The 9,438-nt window shown below is 46.0% G+C and carries 4 protein-coding genes; 3 read left to right on the top strand and 1 reads right to left on the bottom strand.

What is annotated here, in order from left to right:
* Positions 1-3: 3 nt before the first annotated feature.
* The gene (locus BLU30_RS00485; protein ID WP_176770768.1) at positions 4-6,576 is read right to left on the bottom strand and encodes an EAL domain-containing protein; all 6,573 of its coding nucleotides are present in this window, start codon (positions 6,574-6,576) and stop codon (positions 4-6) included.
* Positions 6,577-7,154: 578 nt separating this feature from the next.
* Between BLU30_RS00485 and BLU30_RS00480 the strand changes: the two genes are divergently transcribed.
* The 3 genes from BLU30_RS00480 to BLU30_RS00470 all read left to right on the top strand — a co-directional run bounded on the left by BLU30_RS00480 (position 7,155) and on the right by BLU30_RS00470 (position 9,437).
* Positions 7,155-7,580, top strand: coding sequence for a MarR family winged helix-turn-helix transcriptional regulator (locus BLU30_RS00480; protein ID WP_207647978.1), 426 nt, complete (start codon positions 7,155-7,157; stop codon positions 7,578-7,580).
* Between the two features lie 132 nt (positions 7,581-7,712).
* Positions 7,713-8,309 (top strand): nitroreductase family protein, encoded by a 597-nt coding sequence (locus BLU30_RS00475; protein ID WP_090242322.1) that lies wholly within the window; start codon positions 7,713-7,715, stop codon positions 8,307-8,309.
* Positions 8,310-8,432: 123 nt separating this feature from the next.
* Positions 8,433-9,437 (top strand): SPFH domain-containing protein, encoded by a 1,005-nt coding sequence (locus tag BLU30_RS00470; RefSeq protein ID WP_090242321.1) that lies wholly within the window; start codon positions 8,433-8,435, stop codon positions 9,435-9,437.
* Position 9,438: the final 1 nt, after the last annotated feature.

Below are 9,438 nucleotides of genomic sequence, written 5' to 3'. Positions count from 1 at the left end.
CAATCAGTTCCCCTCTTTCATAATGAACGCTGCCAAAGTGTCGTATAGCCTTTGCGGCTCAATGGGCTTTGCAAGATGGGCATTCATCCCGGCATCCAGACTACGCTGCACATCCTCATCAAAGGCGTTGGCCGTCATTGCAATAATCGGAATACTTTTAGCCTCTGCACGGTTCATGGAACGAATGGTTTCCGTGGCCTCCAGCCCATCCATCACTGGCATTCTGATATCCATGAGAATGGCATCAAATTCATGAACCTGGGCTGTTCGAAATCGTTCCAACGCCAACTTTCCGTTCGCTGCGTGTTCAACGCAAACGCCCTGTTTTTCAAGTAATTTTATGACAATCTGTGCATTGAGGGGGTGATCCTCACACAGCAGAATGTGGCAGCCATTTAGGACGGATCTATCGACGGGCTTCTCAATCCCCTTCAGAGGCAGATCTTCCTCTGAAGCCACTTCCAAATTCCATTCAACAATAAAAGCAGTGCCAATTCCCTTCTTGCTTTCCACCTGTATCGTACCGCCCATTGCTTCGACAATACTTTTAACAATTGGAAGACCCAGGCCAGTTCCTTTTCGGGTGACGTCATCATCGACATTTTCCTGTTCAAAAGGAGAAAACACCTTAGGAAGGAATGCCTCACTAATGCCCTCGCCATCATCCCTGACGATCAGGCGGTTTCTGACGACACTGCCGTTTCGAGAAACATTTTCAAGGCACAGCTCAACGTGACCCCCATTGGGTGTAAATTTAATGGCATTTGAAAGCAGATTTACCGCAACCTGACGGACATGTGTCACATCAAGCCGCATATATTGAGACGTGATCCCCTGCTGTTTCACCTCAAAATGAAGGCCTTTCGAAACAATGGTGGGCTTTACGATCGCAATAGTTTCCTGAATGAATTTAGGAAGGAAAACAACGGTAGGGTGCAGGACCATACTATTACTCTCAATTTTACGCATATCCAGCACATCGTTGATAATCGAGAGGAGATACTGTCCGGACGCTTGTATCTGTTTATAATAATTGCGCATTTCCTCCATGGAATTGCTCTCCACACCCAATCCAGACAAGCCAATCACCGCATTTAGTGGTGTACGAATATCGTGGCTCATTCTGGAAAGAAAATCGGTCTTGGCATTGGCGGCGTTTTGTGCACTGTCGAGTGCTTCCCGCAGCAGCTGCTGCGACTGCTCCTGCTGCATATACACCTCGGTAACATCAATACGGGTCAGTAAAAATATCGCCTGCTCCGCATACATCTGCGTAAACTGCAATTGCTTACGGCGTATTTTCCCGTTCGGCTCCTGTACACCGTAATTGAATTTGTATATATCCCCGTTTTGAATCCGGGCGAATATATTCGTAATCTTGCAATTTTCACGAACACGGTCTAAGTCCTCCGGGCAAACGGTTTTACAAATCAGCTCCTCGCACCGTTTATCAAATGGTTGACCGGGGAGGAACAGGGGTTCGGTGTGGGTGGAAGAATAATCCGATGCCGAATTCCGTTTACCATCAACAATAATAAAGAATTCGTAATCCGTGCGCGTCACTGTTTCCATCATCATCTTCATGACCTGTTCATCGGTAATATCATGAGCAGCAATAAAAGCAATGATATCATTGCTTTCAGGGTGCTTCATCAAATGAACATTGTATTGCAACCACCGGATATTAATATCGTCGATGTAACGGGAAAAATCCGCCGTCACCAGATAATCGCCGCTGTTATAGCTGCCCATTAAGGCCTGACGGCTAAAACGTTTGAGATAGTCTGCCCTTTTTTCTCGATTTGGAATGCGCGCTGCATTCTGCTTAAAATAGTAATCAGCATTTCCGCGTTCAAGCCATTGCGAGATCATTTCAAAGGGGCTGTCACCATCTAAAATCTTATTTTGTGTTAAGTTAATTTTAACCGAGCCGAGATTGTCTCCCTGAATGGCTGTCCGATAGTTCATTTCCTCCTGAAATTTTTGCTCAGCCAACTTTTCACGGGTGACATCTCTACCTGCGCCAAATGCCTTAATGGGCTTCCCGACAGCATCAAAAACAGTGGTATAAGTCACACGCTCACTCCACCAACCATGACCGTCGTTTGTCCTATACCATAGGTCCGCCGTCACCTCTTTCTCGCCACGTTTGAGTTTTTCAAAAATATCCAGAAAATCAGGGATACTATCTTCTCGTACATACTGATTGTCCAGCGTAGAAACGCTATAATTCTCAATAATATAGCTGTTTTGATTGATTCTGGGGGAATTAGAGATCACGGTCAGGATATCCTGCTGAATATCATATTCCCAAATGTTAATGCCAGAACTTTTTATGGCCACCTCGTAGCGTAACTGCTGTTCCTGAGCCACCTGTGTCAGCCGCACCGTTTCGTCTGCATCCATAAAGACTGCATGAAACTTTGGATTCCTGCCATTGGGATCAGCGATGTAAGTGGCATTAAGATTTACATACCGCGGCGAGCCGTTTTTCGTTTTAATACGGTAGATAATCTGTAAATTCGTCTTGTTTTTAACTGAATTCTTAATTGCCCGCAGCAGAGCAGATTGATCCTCATCAACCGTGAGCCGCAATGCATCATTTTGGCAAAGACCGTGGAGTTCTTCTCTGGAAAAACCCGATAATGCACAAAAGCCGTCACTGTAATAGGTAGTAACAACACGGTCACCTACCAGCTCATAAATGCCAATGCCGCCTTGTACAGTATTGACAAGGATCTGATAGTTTTCAAATGCATCCTGCGCCTGCTGCTGAAGCTTGCTGCTTCTTTCATACTCTTCACTAATATCCGAGTAGATTGCAAAAATGAGGGCACTTCCATCACTGCTTGGCTTTGCAGAAGCCTGCATCCGCAGCCAGATATACCGCTGCTTGGCATGATGAAATACGCGAAACGTACGATCCATGGGGAGATACTCAAACAGTACTTTATGCATGGATTGTCGCAGCCCATCCAAATCATCAGGATGAACCGCATCAGTCATCAAGTTGTTAGCCTGTTCGTAGGACAGCGCAATATCCTGCCCGAAAATTTCCGCAAATTGATGACTGATTTGCAGCGCTTTCATTGCTTTTCCGTTCCACATATACATGCAAAGTGCACCGGGTACATTATCCACCACAGTCTGAAGCCGTTCAAGAAGCTGTTCATTTTTCAATTCAGCCTGCCTCTGTGCGGTGATATCGGACACAATGACATAGATTTCACCGCCGCTTTCATCCGGGTGAATATGTCTCACATCGTAGATCCAGCATACCGAACCATCCACCTTTTCAATGCGATAGGTGCAGGTCCCATAGTCTGAACGAGAGATTTGACCGTTAATTTCAGCCAGTACACGCTCCCGATCTTTGTGCCACACCATAAGGTCAAAGCGATTTTCAAATTTGCACATAAATTGTTCTTTGGTATAACCCAGCATTTGCAGCATATTTTCGCTGATAAAATTGAACTGTTGGGTTTTTGCGTGATAACGAAACACACCCCCAGGCAGCAAATCCAGCAACAGCTTGCGATTCTCGGACAGCTCAGTTACCTGTCGCACCAGCGTGGCACGGCTGGTATCATCCTGAACATATTGGATGCGTGCTTTCCGATTTCCCCAATCAATGAGCTTTCCCTTAATTAAAAAGCTTCGACCAGAATCGTCCAGCCTTGCCTCATACTCACAATAATCACGCGTCAGCCTATCAATATGAACACAGTGATTACAAGGCCCATCTAAGTTCCAAAGGGCTTTATAACATGGCTTCCCAACACACTGTGTCTTTTTCTTGCCGGCAAGTGCGCAAGCGATGTCGTTCAAATAATAGATTTCATAGGTCTGTGCATCACATACCACGATAGCGTCACTGGATTCATCCAACAGCCAATCCATATTCCGATAGAGCACCTGCTCGGGTAGCTCAGACTCTCCGCCATAAATCCGCCAGCAGTTTTTTCCCATCCGCTTTGCCGTGAGCAGCGCCAAATCCGCATTGTGATAGACTTCCTGATAGGAGCCTCCAAACTCAGGAGCGATACATACACCAATGGAGCAGGTGATGTTTGTTTTCTGTATGATAAAATTTAATCTTTGACACATACGCTGTAAACGCGCAGGGATCTGCCCGGCGTTTAGCTTAGCTTTCATAAAAACGGCGAATTCATCTCCGCCCATACGACAGATAATATCATCCTCGCGGAACAGATCCTGCAGCTTTTTTGCCACAGTGCAAATGGCCTCATCTCCACGACTATGCCCGTACAAATCGTTGATATTTTTGAAATTGTCAATGTCCAGCATGAAGAATACGCCGTCTTTTTCGCCCTCTCCGGTAAAAAAGGCCTCTACCTGTCTCTCCATTTCTGTGCGGTTATACAGGCCCGTTAACTGATCCAGCTTGGCTTCCATGGTCAGCTGCTTCATTTTGGAGAGCATTCTCTTTTCTCTCTCCAAGGTTGCAATGGTATTTCTGGCTGTCACATTTTGCACACGGTGTATGGCAACATCCATATTGTAGGGCTTAGACAGAAAATCACTGGCTCCTAACTCGAAGGCGTGGGCTTCGCTGGCCTCTCCAGACTCAGAGGTCACCACAATGGGAATGGTATTCAACAACGGATTAACACAAATTTTCTTCAGCAGCTGAAATCCATCCATAACCGGCATGATGAGATCCAGCATAATGACGGCTATTTCATCAAAATGCGTTTCAATATATTCGTATGCAATCTGACCATTGTCTGCCTGTACAATGGTGTACATTCTTTGAAAGCACTCGGCGAGAATAGCCCGATTAACTGCAATATCATCCACAATCAGCATGACCTTCTTCGCAGAACTCTCTCCAATTTCCAGCGTTCCGGTCTGCCAGTCTTTTTCCTCGGCGGTGATTGGATCGGCAAGCTCGGCATTCAGCAGTGTCTCGGCAAACTCCGATGCCGGCATGGGTTTATCATAATAGTAGCCTTGGACATAGTTGCAGTCCATATTGCGCAGCAGGTCGATTTGTTCCTTTGTTTCAACGCCTTCGGCTACCACTAAAAGATTCATCCACTTGGCAAGACTGATAATAAAGCTGAGAATACTGCGGCTGCTGTTCTTCTCCGTTTCTATCTGGATAAAGCGCATATCCAACTTCAAAATGTCGATTGGAAGTTCAGAAAGCATGTTTAAAGAGGAATAGCCGCTCCCAAAATCGTCCATTTCAATGACAAAGCCAAGCTGCTTGAGTGTGCCTATCACTTTGATGAGCTGTTTCGGGTTTTCCGTGTATGCCGTTTCCGTAATTTCCAAATGCAATTGTTCGGGACGAAGCCCATGTTTTTTCACAATACCGCTTAGAATATCCGGCAGATTTACCTGATAAATATCTCGACGTGATACATTCACAGAAACCGGCACATATTTCCCATTGCGCTTAATCCACTGGGCAATCAATTCACAAGTTTCGTCCCAAACGAATCGATCCAACTCCGTAATAAATCCGTTGCGCTCAAATAGGGGAATAAACTCTCCGGGGTTCATGAACCCCAGCGTCGGATGAATCCAGCGCACCAGCGCCTCTGCACCGGCAACGCGTTCGCTTAAAAGATCATATTTAGGCTGGAAATATACCTGAAACTGTCCCTCCGTGAGTGCTTCTTTCATCACGTTGGTGATTTCTTGCTCCTTGAGCATTTTCATGCGAATAGCGTCATCATAATAGGCGTAGACAGAATGATACTGCCCCTTGACACTACCAGCAGCCAACATAGCGCGGTCGCACATCAGACTAATGGGTATATCCCGTTTTAAAACAGGATATACCCCGAATTTAAGAGAAATTCTCATGCTTAAAGGGTATGTAGCCAGGCTCTGATCAGCTTCCTCTGCCACAGCCCGAAACTCATCGTAATGTATTTCTCCGTTTAGCAGCACGGCAAAATGATCCGCACTCAGTCTGGCACATAGTCCACTGTACTGCCGGGTGTTTTCTTTCAGCTTGTCGGCTATATATCGGAGCAGTTTGTCGCCTTCGTCATTTCCAAAATTATCATTCACCAGTTTAAAGCGCTCCACATCTGTAACTACCAGTGTAAAGGCACGCTCCGGATGCTGCGTGAGTTGCTGCGTCGCATAACGGCAAAAGGCCTCTTCATTATAAAGCCCGGTCAGAGCATCCCGCTCAATACAGTTAATGCAGGCATTGGATTCGGAGAGCTCGATAAGATTTGCAAGCCGCTTGCGCAATATCTCCGGATTGTATGGCTTTGCCACAAAATCCAAAGCGCCTAATTTGAGTGCACGTGCCTCCGACTCATTTTTATCCGCCTGAGAGGCGACAAGTACAGGAATGGCAGCTAAAAGGGCGTCTTTCTCCATGAATTCCAAAACAGTGTAGCCGTCCATTACGGGCATCACGAGATCCAGCAGCACAGCGGAAATAGATGGTCCCTGTTCACGCAAAATCAACAAAGCAGCTTCACCATCTGCCGCCTCTAAAACCTCATATTCATCCTGTAACAGCTTTTTTAAAATGGTGCGATTGATACGCTGGTCGTCTACGATCAAGATTTTCTTTTGCATCATATGGATTCTCCGTTCCATAGATACTGGCACCGATGTCGGTATCTACATTTATCCTTTTTCTTTTGAACTTAGAAAGTGTGCAATCTTGAAGGCATATATTTGTATTTATGACAATAGAGGACTCGTTTGCGATCAGCAGAATACATTCTCTCTAAAAGGTAATTTCTTTTTTATAAGTCGCACTTAGCGACAAATTAAAATCAAAAAATATACAGCGCATCCTTTGTGCTGCAAATTAGAAGATTGGTTTATATGTTCCAACGTAATAATCGTTTGCAGTTTCTATTCGTCAATATTTCACTGCATCGCCAATAGGTTCTGCTCGAAGTATCAAGTACATATACTTATACTCATTTTAATATAACGCCAAGTACAATAAAAGTCAATATCTTTACGTAATTTGTCCACTGATAAATAGAATTTGGCTACCACTTATAATCAAAATTATATGAGAAATGACTATCACCGAACCTCTTTTCAAACTCCCTTAACCCTTCTTTAAAACAGTTCTAATGAGCTTGACAAACAATCTACTTCCCCCTATAATTATCTTAAATTCAAGACAAACGGAGGAAGATGTGAATACAAAGAATGCCCTCAAGCTATTCGTTGTTCTGAACCGCACCTGTGCAACCCTTGTAAATGCTGACCAGGAGAATATCCGCCATTATGGCTTAAGCCGCAGTGCCTTCAGCGTATTAGAACTTCTGTATCACAAAGGTCCTCAGACTGTACAGGATATCGGGAAAAAAATTTTGTTGACCAGTGGCAGCATGACGTATGTGGTCAACAAGCTGGTGGAAAGGGGCTTTGTCCAACGGGATATTTGTGAGTCGGATCGGCGGGTGACCTATGTCGGACTGACGCCTTTAGGAACAGATTTTATGGATGGGATATTCCCTGAACATGAACAACATATTGTCAAAATGTTCTCCGCCCTTTCTGATGCACAGATCGTGACGCTGACAGAAACCCTTAAACAGCTTTCAGCTTCAATAAAATAACTTCCGTTGAGCCCCACCCGGGCTTTGATATTCATCTTTCCAAGGGAATACCCTGGAAATCACAGAAGAAGAGATTACGGTCACGACTGCGCAGGATGCGCATATTCTAAGTATTGAAACGAGGAGATTCTAATGAACACATTTTTAACAGACATTCAAAAAAGACGTTCAATCTATGGCCTTTCTGCACAATCTACCCTTTCTGACGAGGCGCTTAAATCACTGGTGGAAACGGCAGTACGCCACGCCCCCTCAGCCTTTAATTCTCAAAGCAGCCGGGTTGTCCTGCTGACAGGAGAAAGCCATCAGAAGCTCTGGAATATCGTTCTGGAACACCTCCGGGCCCGGGTACCGGCAGACAAATTTGGACCCACCGAAGCAAAAATTGCCAGCTTTGCAGCGGGCTATGGCTCGATCCTCTACTTTGAGGATCAGGATATCGTCCAAGGCTTGCAAGAGCAGTTTCCAACCTACGCAGACAACTTTCCCCTTTGGTCTCAGCAAGCCTCGGGTATTCTCCAATTCATTATCTGGACAGCCTTAGCCCAGGAGGGAATGGGTGCTTCCCTACAACATTATAGCCCCCTCATCGATGCCGATGTGGCCGAGGCTTTTTCCCTTCCTAAAAATTGGAAGCTCATCGCCCAGATGCCCTTCGGTGTCCCCACAGCTCCTGCAGGTGAACGGCAATATGCCCCTACCTCGGAACGGGTGCTCTTTCGCCATTAAAAAGATTGTATAAACTGAATAGACCGACAGTTCTCCAAGTAGAGCTGTCGGTTTTTTGATTTCCCCATTGACTTTTGATATTAAAATGATATCATATAAATATCAAATCAGGAGGTAGTCTTTATGCAAGAATTTGTGAAGAATCGTAAAGAAAATGGAATGGCCATGCTGCTGCTTTTTTCAGCCCTTTATCTTATCGCCATTTTAGGGTGCATTGTAGGGGCCATGACCAGCCCTGTCCTGATGGTTATTGCCATCATCTGGCTGGCCATTGGGTGGTTTCCTTTCTTTGGTCTCAAAGTCATCAAACCCCAGGAAGCCTTAGTCCTTACCCTTTTCGGAAAATATGCCGGAACCCTTAAGGAAAGCGGCTTTTATTTTGTAAATCCCTTTTGTGTGGGGTTCAATCCCGCTGCACGGACAAAGCTGAATCAAAGCGGGGATGTCTCCGATGGGCCGAAAAAAGCCTTCACCTTTACCACCGGGAGCGGCGAGGAAAAGGCTGATCTCTCCAGCAAGAAAATCTCACTGAAAATCATGACCCTCAATAACAACCGCCAAAAAATCAACGATTGCCTGGGGAACCCCATCGATATTGGCATTGCGGTGACCTGGCGGGTGGTGGACACGGCCATGGCCGTTTTCAATGTGGATAACTACAAGGAATTTCTTTCCCTCCAATGCGACAGTGCCCTGCGGAGTATCGTCCGTCTTTACCCCTACGATATTGCCCCTAATGTGGATACCACGGGAGACGGTATTGCGGATGAGGGCAGCCTCCGGGGCTCCAGTGATACGGTAGCCCTGCGCATCAAGGAAGCCATCCAGGAAAAAGTGGCAGAGGCTGGCCTGGAGATTGTGGAGGCCCGCATTACCTACCTGGCCTACGCCCAGGAAATTGCCGCTGTCATGCTCCAGCGTCAACAGGCTTCCGCCATCATTGACGCGCGAAAGATGATTGTCGACGGTGCGGTGGGCATGGTGGAAATGGCCCTGGATCGTCTGAGCGAAGGCCAAATTTTAGAATTGGATGAGGAACGGAAGGCTGCCATGGTTTCTAACCTGCTCGTCGTCCTTTGTGGCAGCCACGATGCTCAGCCCATCGTGAATTCCGGCAGCCTGTACTAAT

The organism is Eubacterium barkeri (genome assembly GCF_900107125.1).
GTDB lineage: Bacteria > Bacillota > Clostridia > Eubacteriales > Eubacteriaceae > Eubacterium_O > Eubacterium_O barkeri.
Note: the sequence above shows the minus strand (reverse complement) of the source record. Positions and strands in the feature narration are given on the sequence as shown.

What these genes read in the sequence shown, in the direction of transcription:
- BLU30_RS00475 (WP_090242322.1), top strand. Translation starts at nt 7,713, where the DNA reads ATGAACACATTTTTAACAGACATTCAAAAAAGACGTTCAATCTATGGC.
- BLU30_RS00485 (WP_176770768.1), bottom strand. Translation starts at nt 6,576, where the DNA reads ATGATGCAAAAGAAAATCTTGATCGTAGACGACCAGCGTATCAATCGC.
- BLU30_RS00470 (WP_090242321.1), top strand. Translation starts at nt 8,433, where the DNA reads ATGCAAGAATTTGTGAAGAATCGTAAAGAAAATGGAATGGCCATGCTG.